We start from the raw sequence: 16,931 nt of genomic DNA, 5'->3' as shown, positions 1-16,931 counted from the left end.
ACAGAGGTATATATGCAAGCACTGAAGTCACGTACCGATGTGGTCGCCGATCTGTTCGGCGTAGTAGGCCGATTCCGCCGCCAACTCCGCCGGTCCGTCGGTCGCGGTTTCGACTCCGCCCGACTCACCGAGTCACAGTCGGAGCTGCTATGGCTGGTGGGTCGGCAACCGGGGATTTCGGTCCGCGCCGCGGCCGCCGAGCTCGGGCTGGTGCCCAACACCGCCTCGACCCTGGTCTCCAAGCTGGTAGCCAACGGCCTGCTCACGCGGACCGTCGGCGCTACGGACCGTCGCGTCTGCCAGCTCCGGCTCGCCGCGCCCACGCAGCAGATCGTCGACGCGTCGAGGACCGCACGGCGAGCGCTGCTGTCCGACGTGCTCGGCGAACTTGACAACGATGAACTTGATTCTCTGACAAAGGGGTTGGAGATCCTCAACAAGGTGACCCGACTATTGCAGGAGAGATGATGATGACCGAATTACTACCCATGGCGATCGACTGCCGGCACCTGACCTATCGCTACGGCCAGTTCACCGCCGTCGATGATGTGACGTTGCAGGTGCGGCGCGGCGAGACGATGGGCCTGCTGGGACCCAACGGCGCGGGAAAGACGACCCTGGTGCGGATGCTCACCACGCTGTCGGGAATCCAGCGCGGGGAGTTACGCATTTTCGGATTGGACGCCCGCCGTCAGACGGTGGACATCCGCAGCAACATCGGCTACGTACCACAACAACTTTCGATCGAGCCCGCACTGACCGGCCGGCAGAACGTGGAGTGGTTCGCACGGCTGTACGGTGTGCCTCGCACCGAACGTGCCGAGCGCGTCGAGCAGGCGCTGGTCGCCATGGACCTGATCGACGTGGCCGATCGGCTGGCGGGGTCCTACTCCGGTGGCATGGTGCGCCGGCTGGAGGTGGCCCAGGCGCTCGTCAACCGTCCGTCACTGTTGGTGCTCGACGAACCGACCGTCGGGCTCGACCCGATCGCCCGCGACGGCGTCTGGACGCAGGTGCAGAGCATGCAGGCACAGTTCGGCATGACCGTGTTGCTGACGACCCACTATATGGAAGAGGCGGACGCACTCTGCGATCGCGTCGCGCTGATGCATCGCGGCGTGTTACGCGCGGTCGGCACGACCGCAAAGCTGAAGGCCGAGGTATCCAAGGTGTCGCCCGGCGCGACGCTGGAGGATGTGTTCCGTCACTATGCCGCATCGGACTTGTCGGATCAGACGGAATCGTCCGGTTCGTTCCGCGAAATCCGTTCCAGCAGAAAGGTTGCCAGCCGTGCTAGTTGATCACGCCCCGAATGCTCCGGCGGGCACGCTGGTTCGCGCACCTCGCGGGTGGAGACGAATCAGCGCGACGTTGAGCCGCGTCGGGGCGTTCGCAATCGTGGAATTGCAGAAGCTGCAACACGATCGGACCGAACTCCTCACGCGGATGGTGCAGCCGGCACTGTGGCTGCTGATCTTCGGCACCACGTTCAGCCGCTTACACGTCATCAAGACCGGCTCGGTGTCATACCTGGCGTTCCTGGCCCCGGGAATCATCGCGCAGTCGGCGCTGTTCATCTCGATCTTCTACGGGATCCAGATCATCTGGGATCGAGACGCCGGCATTCTCGCCAAGCTCATGGTGACACCGGCGCCCGCGTCGGCGCTGATCACCGGCAAGGCATTCGCTGCCGGCGTGCGATCGGTCGCCCAGGTCGTGGGTGTGATGGCGCTGGCCTACGTGATGGGCGTCGGCCTGACCGTCAATCCGTTACGGATCCTGGCGGCGATGGGCATCGTCATGCTCGGTGCCGCGTTCTTCGCGTGTCTGTCGATGACGCTGGCCGGACTGGTTCGCAGCCGCGACCGTTTGATGGGGATCGGGCAAGCCATCACGATGCCGCTGTTCTTCGCCTCCAACGCGCTCTACCCGGTCGACTTGATGCCGTCGTGGCTGCACGTGCTGAGCACGGTCAATCCGCTGAGTTACGAGGTCAATGCCCTGCGTGCGTTGTTGATCGGCACCCCGCTGGACCCCCTGGACCTCTTCGTGCTGGTGCTGGCGGCAGTGATCGGAATCGCCACGGCGTCAAAGCTTTTGCGCCGCCTGGTCTCCTGAGGGGACGCCTTTGCAGATATCGTTCCCACAGCGAATCGTGACCTGATCGCTACGAGTCCTGGCCGACTCCCAATCGTTAGCCAACCGCGATCTCGCACTGCGGCCGCGACAGACGAATTACGCCCTGCCCCTGTGTTTCACTCGCCCAGAACAGATTCGACCGCACCCATGCGGCACCTAAGAGTCGATGAAAGTTGGGATGGGTAGAGAGCTATGTCGTTCTTCGAAGGGGTTCGGAAGTTGCGTGGCGCAACGGCAAGTATGCCGCGCCGGCTGGCTATCGCGGCCGTAGGGGCTGCCCTGTTGTCCGGTCTGGTCGGTGCCGTCGGCGGCACGGCTACCGCGGGGGCGTTCTCAAAGCCGGGTCTTCCAGTCGAATACCTGCAGGTGCCATCACCGTCGATGGGCCGCAACATCAAAGTCCAATTCCAGGGGGGCGGACCGCACGCGGTCTATCTGCTCGACGGTCTGCGGGCACAGGACGACTACAACGGTTGGGACATCAACACCCCGGCCTTCGAGGAGTACTACCAGTCCGGGCTTTCGGTGATCATGCCCGTCGGCGGCCAGTCCAGCTTCTACAGCAACTGGTACCAGCCGTCGCAGGGCAACGGCCAGAACTACACCTACAAGTGGGAGACGTTCCTGACCCAGGAGATGCCCGCGTGGCTGCAGGCCAACAAACAGGTTTCGCCGATCGGCAACGCCGCGGTGGGGCTGTCGATGTCGGGCGGCTCCGCACTGATCCTGGCCGCGTACTACCCCCAGCAGTTCCCCTACGCCGGTTCGCTGTCGGGCTTCCTCAACCCGTCCGAGGGCTGGTGGCCGACGCTGATCGGTTTGGCGATGAGCGACTCGGGCGGTTACAACGCCAACAGCATGTGGGGCCCGTCCACCGACCCGGCCTGGAAGCGCAACGACCCGTTGGTCCAGATTCCGCGGCTGGTCGCCAACAACACCCGGATCTGGGTCTACTGCGGTAACGGCACGCCCAGCGATGTCGGGGGCGACAACGTGCCGGCGAAGTTCCTGGAAGGCCTCACACTGCGCACCAACCAAACCTTCCAGAACGATTACGTCGCCGCGGGTGGACGCAACGGGGTGTTCAACTTCCCGACCAATGGGACACACTCGTGGCCCTACTGGAATCAGCAGCTGGTTGCCATGAAACCCGACATCCAGCAGGTGCTCAACGGCGGCAACAACAACAACGCCTAGGGCACCTGAGAACACCAAAAGCCGGCATCGGCAGCAGCGCACCGGTCAGCGCTGCTGCCGATGCTTTTTGGCTGACCCGCTAATCCAGCAGCGCCCGGCGGTCCTGGCGGAAGTACGTGTAACCGGTTGTCAGCGCGCACATGACCGAGGCCACCACCAGCATCCATGTGCCATTGACGACCAGGCTGATGCAGCCACCAATCGCGGCGCCCAAAAGGAAGCTGGTGAACAGCAGAAAGTAACCCAGCCAGTCCGCGGCTTTTCCACCGGCGATGTGGCGTTCGATACCCTGGCCCAGCTTGACCAGCGTGCCGGTCACATAGCTGAGGGGCACCGACACCTCGCCGTCCTTGACGAACGACGTGTTCAAGGCGCCAATGCCGAAGACCACCAACATGATTGGCGGGAAATCGAGATAGTTTTCTTCCCAGCCCTCGTCGAGAACGTCCAGGGCGGTGGCGGCCAGCAGGCTGAGGGTCGTCAGCACGATCGGGCCGTGCGGATGCTCCGCCCAGAAACGTCGCCGACACATCGACGCGACCACCACGCCGGCGACGAAGCACAGGAGGAGTACCCCCGCGGTGACCGACACCAACGCCTCATGCCGGAAGTACCCCAACGCGGCGCGTTGGGCGTTCCCGGTCATGAACGTCACGAAGTATCCCGCGGAGTGGGTAAAGGCGGTCGCGCCCAGCACTCCGGCCAGCACCGCCAGCACCCACGACAATCGAGCTTCCCGATCGAAAATCCCACTTGCCACGCGGACATGCTTTCAGACACCAGCGGTGCCCGCAGCACGTGATCTAGGCGGCGGTCAGGCGGGCGATGGAACGCAGCGGGATCGGCAGCCATCCAGGCCGGTGCCGCGCCTCGTAGCCGGCCTCGTACACGGCCTTGTCCAGTTCGTAGGCGGACAGCAGCTGAGCCGAATCCCGTGGGTCGATCCCGGACACGGCCGTGTAGCCGTCACAGAACGCCGTGCAATTGCGCTCGACCCATTCCCGGGCGCGGGCGGCCAGCTGCTTGTCGGCCGCCTGGTCCACCAGTTGCCCGTAGGCGGCGTACTCGAAGGAGCGCAGGACACCGGCCACGTCGCGCAGCGGTGAATCTGGCGCCCGGCGCTCGTCGAGCGGCTGGCCCGGCTCGCCTTCGAAGTCGATCAGCAGCCAGCTTTCCGGGGTACGCAGCACTTGTCCCAGGTGCAGATCACCGTGCACCCGCTGAACGGTGATCGTCTCGCCCGCGAGCTTTTGGTATCGCTCTTCGATCGTTGGCGCGTACTCCGCCAGTTGAGGAACCTTTGCCACGGTCGACGAGAGGCGGGCCAGCACGGTTTCGACCGGGAACGCTTCCCGCGCCGTACCCAGGCACTCCGCCAGGGTGGCGTGCACGGAGGCGACGGCTTCGCCGAGCCGGTTGGCCTCGCCGGCGAAGTCCCCGCCGACTTCATAGGCATACAGGTCACCCTCCGCGAACAGGTCACGAACGCTGGCGGTGGCCATGGCCCAGCCTTCGGCGGCATTGGACGCGAACTCGGTCACCATGCCCAGGGGAGAAGCCTCGCCGCGGTCCGGTGCGGACATCTCGTAGGTGCCCAGCAGTCGGGCCACGTGCGGGTTACCGGCGCGGCCGAGCACCCGATTCAATTCGATATCGGGGTTGATGCCGCCGCTGACCCGACGAAAAACCTTGAAGGTGGCGCGCCGATCGAAGATCACACTGGTGTTGCTCTGCTCGGCATCGGAGACGTGCGGCGCGGCCTCCAGCGGCAACTCGGCGTCTGGTTCTCTGGCGAATCTCACTTCGGTGCCGGACGAACCGCGGACGGCCGACGAGTCGATCAACGACAGCAGGAATCGCGGCGCACCGGTGTCGTACAGGGCGTCAAAGCCGGTCCGATCGTCTGCGGCGCCGATCGTGGCGACGGTGCTGTACTCGGAGAGCGGCGCGGAATCCCATCCGACGATCACCTGGTAGCGCTCCGAGGAACCATCGGCGTAGTCGGCGTCGACCAGTACCAGGTCGAGGTCGTCGCGGAGCGGGACGACGACGCTTGCCGCGGCGTTGGACAGCTCGCGGTTGCGTCCGGCGTACCAACGTTGCTGTGGCAGCCAGTCAGACCACGGCAGCTTGGCCGGCAGCTCGGTTGGGGAAGTCATGCATTCTCCTCAGATGCGGACAACTGGAACCAGTAGAACCCGTGTCCTGGCAGTGTCAGCAGGTAGGGCAGGTGGCCGATGCGCGGGAATTCCACGTGCCCGGTCAGCTCCACCGGGGTGCAGCCACTCCAATGCTGCAGGTTCAGCTCGATGGGCTGCGGGAACCGGGACAGGTTGTTGACGCACAGCACGGTGTCGCCGTCATCTGCCGCGTGGCGGATGAAAGCGAGCACCGACGGATTCGAGCCCCCTAATTCCTCGAAGGTACCGATGGCGAAGGCGTGATGTCGGCGGCGCACGGACAGCATCGTCCGGGTGAAGTGGAGCAACGACGTCGAGGTGTCGCGTTGCGCCTCCACGTTGACGGCCTGATGGCCGTAGACCGGGTCCTGGCTGGGCGGCAGGTAGAGCCGTCCCGGGTTGGCTTTGGAGAAGCCGGCGTTGCGGTCGGGTGTCCACTGCATCGGGGTGCGCACCCCGTCGCGGTCCCCCAACCAGATCACGTCGCCCATGCCGATCTCGTCACCGTAATAGAGGACCGGCGAGCCGGGCAGGGACAGCAGCAGCGCGGTGAACAGCTCGATCTGGCTGCGGCCGTTGTCTAGCAGCGGCGCCAGCCGGCGGCGGATTCCGACGTTCGCCTTCATCCGCGGATCCTTGGCGTACTCGGAATACATGTAGTCGCGCTCTTCGTCGGTGACCATTTCCAGCGTCAGCTCGTCATGGTTGCGCAGGAAGATCCCCCATTGCGCCATGTCCGGGATCTCGGGCGTCTGGGCGAGGATCTCCGAGATCGGAAATCGCGACTCGCGCCGCACCGCCATGAAGATGCGCGGCATCAGCGGGAAGTGAAACGCCATGTGGCACTCGTCACCGCCGGTGCTGGCGTCGCCGAAGTATTCGACAACATCGCTCGGCCACTGGTTGGCCTCGGCGAGCAACAGCCGCCCCGGGAACTCGTCGTCGACGACCTTGCGAACGCGCTTGAGGAAAGCGTGCGTCTCGGGCAGGTTCTCACAGTTGGTGCCCTCCCGCTCGAACAGGTACGGCACCGCGTCCAGTCGAAACCCGTCGATCCCGAGGTCGAGCCAGAAGCGAATGACGTCGATCATTGCCTCTTGAACGGCCGGGTTGTCGTAGTTCAGATCTGGCTGATGAGAGAAGAACCGGTGCCAGTAGAACTGGCGGCGCACCGGGTCGAAGGTCCAGTTCGACTCTTCGGAGTCGATGAAAATGATCCGGGCGTCGGTGTACTTCTCGCTGGTGTCGCTCCACACGTAGTAGTCGCCGTACGGTCCATCCGGGTCGTGGCGTGACTCTTGGAACCACGGGTGGGACTCGGAGGTGTGGTTCATCACCAGGTCGGTGATCACCCGGATGCCCCGCTGGTGAGCGGCGTCGAGCAGGGCGACGAAATCGTCGACTGTGCCGAACTCGGGCAGCACCTTGTAGAAGTCTCTGATGTCGTACCCACCATCACGCAGCGGTGAGTCATAGAACGGAGGCAACCAAATGCAGTCGATGCCCAACCACTGCAGATAGTCCAGGCGTCCCATCAGCCCACGCAGGTCACCCGAACCGTCCGCGTTAGCGTCCAAGAAGGCTCGGACCAGCACCTCGTAGAACACTGCGTGCTTGAACCAGGTCGGGTCGGCGGGCAGCGCGGCGGCTTGGCCGAAGTCCTCGGCGTCCGGGTGCTCGACCACACCATCCTCGACGCGGCTGCCCTCGGCGGGATCGTGTTCGACAGGGTCGCTTGCGTGGTTCATCGATTCCACGATGCCACGGGTACCCGAGGCGGGACACCGGGAATCTCGCCCGCCAGCAAAGGAATTGGCTGGGAGGCGAACATTATCCCGGGCGATGTCAGGCCGGAGGTCCGTCCGCCAACGTCACGTTCGCCGTGCGGTCGCCGCCGTCTCTGGAGCGCCAGTGCAGCGCGATGGTGTCACCCGGGTGGTGCGGGACGAGTACTTCCGTCATCGAGGTGGCCCCGTTGATCGGCACGTTGTCGACCCCGGTGATGACGTCACCGGGGGATATCCCGGCCGCCGCGGCGGGACCGCTCCCGACCACACGTTCGACCCGCGCGCCGTTGCCGCCGTTGTCGGTAACGCCCAAGCCAAGGAAGGCGGTCGGGCCGACATGCACCGTGTTCGAACTGGCACCGGAGCGAATCTGGCCGGCAACGCCCATCGCAGTACCGATCGGAATGGCGAAGCCCTGCCCGCCGGACATCTTGTAGCTGTCGGTGGCCGCGGTGTTCATGCCGATCACCTGCCCGCCGCTGTTGACCATGGGACCGCCCGAGTCGCCCGGCTTGATCGCGGCGTCGGCCTGGATCAACCCGCCCAGGTTCTCTTCGGCGCCGGTCAAGGTATCGGTAGCAGAGACGGTCTGGTTGAGCGCGACGACTCTGCCCGCCACGGCACTGGGCGTTCCGCCCTGGCCACCGGCGTTGCCCAGCGCGACGACCGGGTCGCCGACCGCGACGCCGCCACCGATGTTGGCGCTGGGCAAGCCTCCTCCGCCGCGAAGCTGCAGGACGGCGACATCCGCGGCTCGGTCGTAGCCGATCACGTCAACGGCGTACGTCTGGCCGTTGCCGACTGCGAACACGCTGATATCGGTGGCGCCCGAGATCACGTGGTTGTTGGTTAGCACCACGCCGCCCGGATCGATGACAATGCCGGTTCCGGCTCCTACCGCGTTGTTGTAGCCGAATTTGGTGCTGATGTCGACCACCTGCGGCCCGACCTGGCCGACCATCGCCGAGGGGTCGAGCGGTGCCGCGGGCCGGTCGCTGAGCCGGTCGAGCGCCAGGGTGGACGGCCCAGAAGTAGTGGCGGACACCGGCACCGTGGTCAGGCCCAGGCCCAGGCCGACCACAGCCAGCACGCTGACTAACCATGACCACCAGACTGAGCGTTGGTGCCATTTGCCCATCCCGTAACCTCCTGCATCGCGTTGACAACCAGAATTGGCCCAGTCTCCGGGTCTGGGCGGCACGACATGATCTGTATAACCGTAATCCAGGTAGCTATTCACCACTGTGGTCAGGGCTTGATTGGCCTCAGGCTCCTCCGGTCGGCGTAATCGGATAAGCCAGGTGGTGGCTGACGTCACCGACCATGTCGATGAGGGTGAGGTCGCGGTAGGAGAACCGCCACTGACCGTCGACGCGTTCGAATCGGTCGTGGTAGCGGCCGGTGACAATGGTCTGTAGGGGGAAGTCGTCGGTCTGCTGCAACACCGTGTAGTAACTGCGGCAACTCGCACTGCCCGCGGCCTCATCGATCTCGATGATCGGATTGGTGGTCACGTGCTTGGTTCGCGGTGTCCCGTCGGGATGGAGCATGATCAGCGACTTCCATATCCCCAGCCACCGGGCCGCATCGATACTGTCCTCCGGACCGATCCGGATGCGCGCGTGGTCGAAGAGCGCGGCCGCCGCCACCAGGTCGCCGGTGTCGATGCACTCGGCATAGCGATAGAGAAGGGTCGTGATCTGCGTCTCCGCCAGCATGCGGTCAACCTAGCGCGGCGACCCCGATCTTCCGAGCGTGCCGCGTAGCGGCGGGAGGAGGAGCCGGGCAATGCGGCCCGCCCCCTAAGCTGGCGGTGTGGGCGAATTCGACCCCAGGGTCAGGTTCACACGGTCCCCGATAGCCCGACTGGCTACGACGACACGCGACGGGATACCGCACCTGGTGCCGGTGGTGTTCGCGTTCGACGGCGGCTCGCAGGATGGCCACGGCGTTGTCTACACGGCCATCGACGCGAAGCCGAAAACGACGCGATGGCCGCGTCGCCTGGCCAACATCGAAAGCAACCCTGAAGTCTGTCTGCTCGTCGACCACTACGCCGACGATTGGACGCGGTTGTGGTGGGTCCGCGTCGACGGTGTCGCCGCGATTCATCAGGACGACGAGATAATGGACACCGGCTATCGGCTGTTGCGCGCGAAATATCCTCAGTATCAATCGGTTCCGTTGGTCGGCCCGGTGATCGCGGTTAGTGTGCGCCGCTGGTCCAGCTGGCACGCCTGAGCCGGCGGCTCATCCGGGCGCGCACGTCGGAAAGCACGCGAATCGTCAGGCGGCAACGGTCACCGCCGTCGTGTGGTGCTTCCGGATCCATCGATCCGGGCCGCCGGTCTTGTGGTGAACCGTTGTTGGGTGAATGGTAGCTAGGTAGGTGTACAGCGCGGTGCGCCCGGGGAAAGTTGGAGGAAAGTCATGGCGGACAGGACGAATACTTCCCAGGGCGCGGGAGTGGCGCCCACCGCGGACGGTCCGGGCGACATTCGAAACGTGGTCTTGATAGGACCGTCGGGGGGCGGCAAGACCACACTTGTGGAGGCCCTGCTGGTACCGGCGGGGGTGTTGTCGCGGCCGGGTTCGGTTACCGACGGCAGCACGGTCTGCGACTACGACGATGCGGAGATTCGGCAACAGCGGTCGGTGGGCGTTGCCGTGGCCTCCCTGTCACACGACGGCATCAAGATCAACCTGGTTGACACACCCGGGTACGCCGACTTCGTGGGCGAGCTGCGGGCCGGGCTGCGAGCCGCGGATTGCGGGCTTTTCGTGATCGCGGCAAACGAAGGCGTCGACGAGCCGACCAAGTCGCTCTGGCAGGAATGCAGCCAGGTCGGCATGCCCCGCGCCGTGGTGATCACCAAGCTCGACCACGCCCGGGCGAACTACGCCGAAGCGCTGGCCGCCGCACAAAACGCGTTCGGCGACAAGGTTTTACCGCTTTACCTGCCGACGAGTGACGGCCTGATCGGATTGCTGTCGCAGAAGCGCTACCAGTACTCCGACGGCAAGCGGACCATGCATGCGCTGGATCCATCGGACGCCGACCCGATCGAGGAGGCGCGGGGCACCCTGATCGAGGGGATCATCGAGGAATCCGAGGACGAGTCCCTGATGGAGCGTTACCTCGGCGGTGAGTCGATCGATGAGTCCGTGCTCATCGAAGACCTGGAGCGGGCCGTTGCCAGGGCTTCGTTTTTCCCGGTGATCCCGGTGTGCAGCAGCACCGGGGTGGGCACCCTGGAATTGCTGGAGGTCGCCACGCGCGGATTCCCGTCTCCGATGGAACACCCGCTGCCGGAGGTCTTTACACCGGTGGGCGCTCCGCACGCCGAGCTCGCCTGCGACGTTCAGGCACCGTTGCTGGCAGAGGTGGTCAAGACGACGTCAGACCCTTACGTCGGCAGGGTCAGCCTGGTCCGGGTGTTTTCCGGGACCATCAGGCCCGACACGACGGTTCATGTGTCGGGCCATTTTGCGTCGTTCTTCGGGGCGGCCGGCGGGAATGGAAATACCCACCCCGACCACGACGAAGACGAACGCATCGGAGTCCTCTCCTTCCCGCTCGGTAAGCAGCAGCGTCCCGCGCCGGCCGTCGTGGCGGGCGACATCTGCGCGATCGGCAAGCTGAGCCGGGCCGAAACGGGCGACACTCTCTCGGACAAATCCGAGCCGCTCGTACTTAAACCGTGGACAATGCCCGAGCCGCTGCTGCCGGTCGCCATTCAGGCGCATGCCAAGACCGACGAAGACAAGCTGTCGGTCGGGCTGGGACGGCTGGCCGCCGAAGACCCGACGCTGCGGATCGAGCAGAATCAGGAAACCCACCAGATCGTGCTCTGGTGCATGGGCGAGGCCCATGCCGGCGTCGTGCTGGACGCGCTGGCCAACCGGTACGGTGTGACCGTCGACACGGTTGAACTGCGCGTGCCGCTGCGAGAAACCATCAGCGGCAAGGCCAAAGGCCACGGCCGCCACATCAAGCAGTCCGGCGGGCACGGCCAGTACGCGGTGTGCGATATCGAGGTGGAACCGCTACCGGAGGGCTCCGGATTCGAGTTCGTCGACAAGGTGGTCGGCGGAGCGGTGCCACGGCAATTCATCCCGAGCGTGGAGAAGGGCGTGCGCGCGCAGATGGAGAAGGGGGTGCACGCCGGTTACCCCGTGGTCGACATCCGGGTCACGTTGCTCGACGGCAAGGCCCACAGCGTCGACTCGTCGGATTTCGCGTTTCAGATGGCGGGGTCGCTGGCGTTGCGCGAGGCGGCGGCGGCGACGAAGGTGGCATTGCTCGAGCCCATCGACGAGATATCGGTGTTGGTGCCCGACGATTTCGTCGGTGCCGTGATGGGCGACCTCTCGGGTCGTCGCGGCCGGGTGCTCGGTACCGACACCGCCGGCCACGAACGCACCGTGGTCAAAGCCGAGGTGCCTCAGGTCGAGCTGACACGCTATGCAATCGACTTGCGCTCACTGTCGCATGGGGCCGCGTCGTTCACCCGTTCGTTTGTCCGCTACGAACCCATGCCCGAATCCGCAGCCGCCCGGGTGAAAACCACCGTCTGAAAACGCCTGAGATGACTGGAGATTGGCACCGATGTCCACCTTCAACGGTCTTCCCGCGCACATCCTGCTCAACCATTTCGTTGTCGTCCTGGCTCCCCTGACAGCGGTCTTGGCGATCCTGTGTGCGTTGTGGCCCGCGGCGCGCCGGCGGCTGATCTGGCTGGTTCTGTTGCTCGCCGTGGGCACGCTCGTCTTGACTCCCTTGACGACCAGCGCGGGGGCGTGGTTGGAGACTCGGGTCGATAAGTCGCCGGCGCTCACCATGCATGCACAACTCGGCGAAACCTTGATCTACATCGTGGCGGCGCTGGTGGCCACCGTCACGATCCTGGCCGCCGTCCACATCCGGCAGGCGCGCGGACGCACGGTCACATTCGCGCTGCGCTCCGTGGTCGGGGTGCTGGTGATCGTCGCCGCCGTGACCACCCTGGTGCAGACCTACCGCATCGGCGATTCGGGTGCGCGAGCCGCGTGGGGAAACCTGACGTCATCCGCTCAGTGAGCGGCTGTCGACAAACCCGCTGCCGCGCAGACCTTCTCGCGTCGATGATCCCCTCACGCCCCGCGGCCGAACTGGTCGGCCACGGCGCGGCGGTCCAGCGAGCCTTTTGCGGTATGCGGCAGCGCGCTGGCCTCCTGGAAGGTGGCCGGCACATCGAAGGCCGCCAGCCGGTCGCGGCAGAACGCCGCAAGCTCGGCCGGGGTCGGCGAGGGGGATTCCCGGGGAACGACCACCGCGCCCACCGCCTCGCCGTACAACTTGTCCGGCACGCCGAACACGGCCACCTCCAGAACGTTGGGATGGGTGGCCAGCACGCCCTCGACGTGCTCCGGCGAAATCTTCTCGCCGCCCCGGTTGATGAGTTCCTTGATCCGGCCGCGGATGCTCAGGTCGCCGGCCGCCGACAGTGACCCCAGATCGCCGGTGCGCAGCCATCCGTCGGTGAAGTTGGCGGCGGTTATCGCCGGGTCGCCGAGGTAGCCGCGCACCACGGTGGGACCGTGTAGCCGGACCTCCCCGACGGCTTCCGCGGGCAGGGGCTGACCGTCGGACCCGACGATCCGGATTTCCGGTCCAGTGGAGCGGCCCACCAGGCCGGCTGTCTCAGCGGGGTTTTCGTTTCGATCGATGCCTGTTGTAGCCACCTGATGAGTGGCCTCCGTCATGCCGAAGGCACACACCACCGGTGCTGAGAACGTCTCTTGCAGCGCCTGCGCTGTTTCCGGGGTGAGCGGGGCGCTGCAGCTGCGGATAAAGCGCAACGCGGCACGATTGCTCCCGGGCTGGCCGGTCTTGGCGCGCTCCAGCAGGATCTGGTGAATCGTCGGGACCGCCGTGTACCAGGTCGCCCCGACGGCATCGATGTCGTCCCAGAACGTGTGCGCCGAGAATCGCCCGCGCGCGGGCACCAACACCGTGCCGCCGGATGCCAGGGTCGCCAGCAGCGCGGCGAGCAGGCCGTGACCGTGGTAGAGCGGCATCACCGCGACCGTCGCGTCCTGCGGGCCGAGCCCGTACCCGGCGACGATCGCCCGCACCGAACTCGCGATGTTTCCGTGAGTCCACGGGACCATCTTCGGTACCCCCGTGGTGCCGCCGGTGAACATGATCATGGCGTCGTCGTGCCGCAGCCCCTCGGGCGTCGAGACGTCTCGCTGGGGCGCCGTGACGGCGTTCAGATTGACCGCCGGGGCACCGTCCTGGGGGCCGATGGTCACCGCGATCGGCCACCACGGCAGGTCCGGCTCCCGCCGGGCCTCGCTGCCCTCAGGGCCAATGCCGTCGACGAGCACCGCCCGCGCTCCCGCCGCCCCACTTCGGGCGCGCTGCTCGCTGACGGGCAAGGCCGGGTCCAGCGGGACCACGATCAGCTCCGCTCGCGACGCCGCCAACAGGCCGACCACGAATTCGGCGTTGCTACCGGCACGCAGCGCGACCCGGTCACCCGGCTGCAGGCCACCCTGCTTCAGCTGTCCGGCCAGGCCGTCGGCCAGTCGCATCAGGTCGCGGTAGCTGATCGGTGTGCGATCGGCAGTGACGACGAGCGCCGGCGCCTCCGGCACCCGCGTTGCCAACGCCGCGATTAGATCGGCGATGCGCGGGGATTCGCCGATTCGCTCCGCCGACGGGACAACCTGCTGGGTGACCGACTCAGACATCGCCGTGGTCCTTCCGCTTTTCCTAATGTGTAACAGCACCTGGTTGCACCATGCCGAGAAACCTGCCGGTTAGTCCAATACTCTTCTGCTCACGATCGATAATCGGTAGCTATTGAGCTTGCGTCACGCCGCTGACCAGCGGTTGATAACCGGCGTGAATCGCTGTATAGCGGCTTGGTCTTGGACACCGGCGGACAACCCGGACGACAGTGATGGACAAGAGGCACCGACACGCACGCGAGGAGTCGAGACATGACGACAAGCACCTCCCTGACCGACGGCTTTCACCTGGTCGTCGACGCCCTGAAGGCCAACGGCGTCGACACCATCTACGGGATAGTCGGCATCCCGATCACCGACCTCGCCCGCGTCGCGCAGGCGTCAGGAATGCGTTACATCGGGTTCCGGCAAGAGACTTCTGCCGGCAACGCGGCCGCGGCCGCCGGGTTCCTCACCCGGCGCCCCGGCGTCTGCTTGACGACATCGGGGCCCGGATTTCTCAATGGCCTGCCCGCGCTGGCCAACGCCACCACGAACTGCTTCCCGATGATCCAGATTTCCGGCTCGAGCAATCGAGCGCTGGTCGATTTGCAGCGCGGCGATTATCAGGACCTCGACCAGCTCAGTGTCGCAAAGCCTTTGGTGAAAGCGGCGTACCGCATCACCCGGGTCGAGGACATCGGACTCGGCGTCGCACGTGCCATTCGCACCGCGGTCTCCGGGCGGCCGGGCGGCGTCTACCTTGACATTCCGGGTGACGTGCTGGGCCAGGCGCTGGAGGCCTCAGCCGCCGCCACCACTATTTGGCGGGTCGTCGACCCCGCTCCCCGACAGCTGCCCGCGCCGGAGGCGGTCGATCGCGCACTGGACGTGCTCACCCGGGCGCAGCGCCCGTTGATCGTGCTCGGCAAGGGCGCAGCGTATGCACAGGCCGACACCGTGATCCGAGAGTTTGTGGAGACCACCGGCATTCCGTTCCTGCCGATGTCGATGGCCAAAGGGCTGCTGCCGGATTCGCACCCGCAGTCCGCTGCGGCCGCGCGCTCGCTGGCGATCGCCCGTGCCGACGCGGTGCTGCTGGTTGGTGCCCGACTGAACTGGCTGCTCGGCCACGGCGAGTCACCACAATGGTCCGCCGAGGCCAAATTCGTGCAAATCGACATTGTGGCAACGGAGTTCGACAGCAACCAGCCGATCGTTGCGCCGCTGGTGGGCGATATCGGGTCGGTGATGTCGGCGCTGTCCGACGGCCTGGCGACTCATCCCATCGTGGTACCCGCGGAGTGGACCAACGAGCTGGCCGACCGCAGGGCACGCAACGACGCAAAGATGGGTGAGCGCTTGGCCGAAGACCCACAGCCCATGCGGTTTTACAACGCGCTCGGTGCCATTCGCACAGTGCTGCAGGAAAACCCGGACGTCTACGTCGTCAACGAGGGGGCCAACGCACTGGACCTGGCCCGCAACGTCATCGACATGCAGCTGCCGCGCCACCGGCTCGACACCGGAACCTGGGGCGTGATGGGCATCGGGATGGGCTACGCCATCGCCGCCGCGGTCGAGACAGGCAAGCCCGTCGTCGCGATCGAGGGTGACAGCGCATTCGGCTTCTCCGGCATGGAAATCGAAACCACCTGCCGCTACCGGCTGCCGGTGACGGTCGTCATCCTCAACAATGGCGGCGTCTACCGCGGCGACGAAGCGCCAACCGGTAACGATCCGGCGCCCACCGTGCTCAACGCTCGTGCGCATCATGAGTTGATCGCGGAGGCGTTCGGCGGCACGGGATATCACGTCACCACGCCGTCGGAGTTGCAGTCGGCACTGGCCGAAGCAATCGCCTCCAACGGGCCGTCGATCATCGACTGCGAGCTCGACCCGGCGGCGGGCGTGGAAAGCGGACATCTGGCCAGCCTCAATCCGACCAGCGCAGCCAAAGCGCCTGCTGCGGTCAGCGTCGGCGCGTGATTCCGAGCAGCTGCGCGTCGAAGAACTCGTTCAGCGCGAGCTCTTGCGCAGATGTGCTCAGCGCCCGGGCAATTGGCGATCCCGGCCCGGCAGAGTTGGTAGCGAGGGCGATCTCTGCTTTGAGCACCGGATCGACCATCTCGACGGCGCGGATTTCTCCTTTCAGCGGCGATGTCCACAGCCAGGTGTGTGGAGTGATGCACGCCCAGTTTCCCGTAGCCACCTGTGCCAATAGCGAAGCGACGGAGTCTGTCTCAACCTGCGGGGTGACCGTGATGCCGTGGCCTGCGAAGGCTTGGTCGATGATCTGGCGGTCGCGCATCTCTGCCGTGGGCAGTGCCAGTGGCAGCTGCGCGGCCTCGGACCACGTCAGCGTCGACGCACCGGAGGCCAACATGTCCGCCGACGACAGCAGCACGTAGCGCTCCTCATAAAGCGGCACCAGGTCCACATCGTGGGCGTCTTCGGGCGCGGCGTGCACAATGGCGGCGTCCAATTCGAATTCACGCACCCTGCGGTACAGCTCCGTGGCGGCCAGCCGGGAAAGGATGTGCACCTTCGCCAGCGGATGCGCCTAACAGAACGCCGACAGAACCAGGGACGCTGTCGTTGAGGCGGTTGGAACGGTGCCCAGCCGAAGCGTTCCCGTGATGCCGGATTTCACGGCATGTACCTCGGCCTTGAACGCATCGTGTTCGGCAAGAATCCGCTTCGCCCACACGACCAATCGATCCCCTTCGGGCGTGAGGCCCTCAAAGCTGTGCCCGCGATTGATCAGCGTGACGTTCAGCTCTCGTTCCAGCTTGGCGATCGCGGCGGACAGTGCGGGTTGCGAGACGTAGCACTTCTCGGCCGCCCTGGCGAAGTGGCGCTCCTGGGCGACCGCGACAAAGTACTCCAGCTGCCGGAAAAGCACCCGCAC

At 65.6% G+C, this 16,931-nt stretch carries 14 protein-coding genes and 1 pseudogene; 8 read left to right on the top strand and 7 right to left on the bottom strand.

Features of this window, described 5'->3' with window-relative positions:
* The first annotated feature begins 12 nt into the window (after positions 1-12).
* From ACLP4W_RS26510 to ag85C, 4 genes are all read left to right on the top strand, one after another.
* The gene (locus tag ACLP4W_RS26510; RefSeq protein ID WP_442390352.1) at positions 13-468 is read left to right on the top strand and encodes a MarR family winged helix-turn-helix transcriptional regulator; all 456 of its coding nucleotides are present in this window, start codon (positions 13-15) and stop codon (positions 466-468) included.
* Between the two features lie 2 nt (positions 469-470).
* Complete coding sequence (locus tag ACLP4W_RS26505) at positions 471-1,301, top strand: ATP-binding cassette domain-containing protein (protein ID WP_442390351.1); 831 nt, start codon at positions 471-473, stop codon at positions 1,299-1,301.
* Complete coding sequence (locus tag ACLP4W_RS26500) at positions 1,291-2,118, top strand: ABC transporter permease (protein WP_442390350.1); 828 nt, start codon at positions 1,291-1,293, stop codon at positions 2,116-2,118. Before ACLP4W_RS26505 ends, ACLP4W_RS26500 begins: the two co-directional genes overlap by 11 nt.
* Positions 2,119-2,331: 213 nt before the next feature.
* Entirely contained in the window at positions 2,332-3,336 is a 1,005-nt protein-coding gene (gene ag85C, locus ACLP4W_RS26495; protein WP_442390349.1) for a diacylglycerol acyltransferase/mycolyltransferase Ag85C, read from the top strand.
* 79 nt (positions 3,337-3,415) lie between these two features.
* On the opposite strand, the gene ACLP4W_RS26490 is transcribed toward ag85C, so the two are convergent.
* From ACLP4W_RS26490 to ACLP4W_RS26470, 5 genes are all read right to left on the bottom strand, one after another.
* A complete protein-coding gene (locus tag ACLP4W_RS26490; protein WP_442390348.1) occupies positions 3,416-4,096 on the bottom strand; it encodes a YoaK family protein in 681 nt (226 codons plus the stop codon).
* Between the two features lie 43 nt (positions 4,097-4,139).
* Complete coding sequence (locus tag ACLP4W_RS26485; RefSeq protein WP_442390347.1) at positions 4,140-5,495, bottom strand: maltokinase N-terminal cap-like domain-containing protein; 1,356 nt, start codon at positions 5,493-5,495, stop codon at positions 4,140-4,142.
* On the bottom strand, positions 5,492-7,264 hold the full coding sequence (treS, locus tag ACLP4W_RS26480; RefSeq protein ID WP_442390346.1) for a maltose alpha-D-glucosyltransferase: 1,773 nt from the start codon (positions 7,262-7,264) through the stop codon (positions 5,492-5,494). Before treS ends, ACLP4W_RS26485 begins: the two co-directional genes overlap by 4 nt.
* Positions 7,265-7,361: 97 nt before the next feature.
* Complete coding sequence (locus ACLP4W_RS26475; RefSeq protein WP_442390345.1) at positions 7,362-8,441, bottom strand: S1C family serine protease; 1,080 nt, start codon at positions 8,439-8,441, stop codon at positions 7,362-7,364.
* Between the two features lie 127 nt (positions 8,442-8,568).
* Positions 8,569-9,021, bottom strand: coding sequence for a nuclear transport factor 2 family protein (locus tag ACLP4W_RS26470; protein ID WP_442390344.1), 453 nt, complete (start codon positions 9,019-9,021; stop codon positions 8,569-8,571).
* A gap of 97 nt (positions 9,022-9,118) precedes the next feature.
* Between ACLP4W_RS26470 and ACLP4W_RS26465 the strand changes: the two genes are divergently transcribed.
* The 3 genes from ACLP4W_RS26465 to ACLP4W_RS26455 all read left to right on the top strand — a co-directional run bounded on the left by ACLP4W_RS26465 (position 9,119) and on the right by ACLP4W_RS26455 (position 12,383).
* On the top strand, positions 9,119-9,544 hold the full coding sequence (locus ACLP4W_RS26465; protein WP_442390343.1) for a TIGR03668 family PPOX class F420-dependent oxidoreductase: 426 nt from the start codon (positions 9,119-9,121) through the stop codon (positions 9,542-9,544).
* Positions 9,545-9,733: 189 nt separating this feature from the next.
* Complete coding sequence (locus tag ACLP4W_RS26460) at positions 9,734-11,881, top strand: elongation factor G-like protein EF-G2 (RefSeq protein WP_442390342.1); 2,148 nt, start codon at positions 9,734-9,736, stop codon at positions 11,879-11,881.
* Between the two features lie 31 nt (positions 11,882-11,912).
* Entirely contained in the window at positions 11,913-12,383 is a 471-nt protein-coding gene (locus ACLP4W_RS26455; RefSeq protein WP_442390341.1) for a DUF2231 domain-containing protein, read from the top strand.
* Between the two features lie 53 nt (positions 12,384-12,436).
* Here the strand turns inward: ACLP4W_RS26455 and ACLP4W_RS26450 are convergent, their stop codons facing one another.
* On the bottom strand, positions 12,437-14,041 hold the full coding sequence (locus ACLP4W_RS26450; protein WP_442390340.1) for a FadD7 family fatty acid--CoA ligase: 1,605 nt from the start codon (positions 14,039-14,041) through the stop codon (positions 12,437-12,439).
* 252 nt (positions 14,042-14,293) lie between these two features.
* On the opposite strand from ACLP4W_RS26450, the gene oxc reads away from it, so the two are divergent.
* The gene (gene oxc, locus ACLP4W_RS26445; protein WP_442390339.1) at positions 14,294-16,009 is read left to right on the top strand and encodes an oxalyl-CoA decarboxylase; all 1,716 of its coding nucleotides are present in this window, start codon (positions 14,294-14,296) and stop codon (positions 16,007-16,009) included.
* Here the strand turns inward: oxc and ACLP4W_RS26440 are convergent.
* A pseudogene (locus ACLP4W_RS26440) lies at positions 15,993-16,925 on the bottom strand (LysR family transcriptional regulator). The gene oxc and the pseudogene ACLP4W_RS26440 overlap by 17 nt on opposite strands.
* Between the last annotated feature and the right edge of the window lie 6 nt (positions 16,926-16,931).

The sequence above is a fragment of the Mycobacterium sp. genome (assembly GCF_052145595.1).
In the GTDB taxonomy this organism is placed as follows: Bacteria; Actinomycetota; Actinomycetes; order Mycobacteriales; family Mycobacteriaceae; genus Mycobacterium.
The sequence above is the reverse complement of the archived record's forward strand: the minus strand, read 5'-3'. Positions and strand labels throughout refer to the sequence as shown.